The sequence below is a fragment of the Arthrobacter sp. GMC3 genome, assembly GCF_002929305.1.
Lineage (GTDB): Bacteria > Actinomycetota > Actinomycetes > Actinomycetales > Micrococcaceae > Specibacter.
Window position 1 is genome coordinate 1 of record NZ_PJIO01000111.1, and the last position, 608, is coordinate 608.

At 66.6% G+C, this 608-nt stretch carries 1 pseudogene; it reads right to left on the reverse strand.

The features are described 5' to 3' along the window. Positions 1 to 575: pseudogene (locus CXQ94_RS21680) on the reverse strand (hypothetical protein); the annotation flags it as partial. Between the last annotated feature and the right edge of the window lie 33 nt (positions 576 to 608).

The following is a 608-nucleotide window of genomic DNA, read 5'->3' on the forward strand; positions in this document are numbered from 1 at the left end:
CCTGTGATGGGGAGTGTGCCGGTGCGGGCGGCTAGTTTGAGGCAGTCGATGAGACCGTCGAGGAGTTTCTGGCCGTGAGTGCGTCGGTCGGTGACGGCTGGGTCGGTGGATGCTGGATCGATGAGGTTCAGGCCGGGGAGGTTTGCGTGGGTGCCGGGTTCGGGCACGGAGGTGCCGTTGACCTGGTGCGGCCACGGCTGGTCGTCGACGATGTCCGCGGTGGGGTTCGTGGTGGCTGTTTCGGGGGATTCGGTGGCTGGTGGGTTCGCCCAGTCGGGGGACGGGCCCTGAGACGGTGGCGGCCACTGACTCGTGGTGTTGTGGGGGTGGTTGGCTTCGCGGAGGAAGTCTAGGACGTCTTCCTGTCCGGGTAGGGGCTGGTGGGCGCTGGTGCGTTCTACGTCATTGGCGGGGCGGGTACCCCCGGCGCTGGTGGTGGAGCCGCAGGCGCCGCAGGTGGTCCTGGGTGTTGTTGGTGTGTGGGTGGTGTTGATGTTGTTGAACGCGGTGTGGTGGTGGGGGTTGGTGGCTGAGTCGATGCTGGCCAGGGATGATTCGTATTGCAGCACGGTCATGTGGCCCTCGAAGTGGACCAGTCCGCGGCGGGG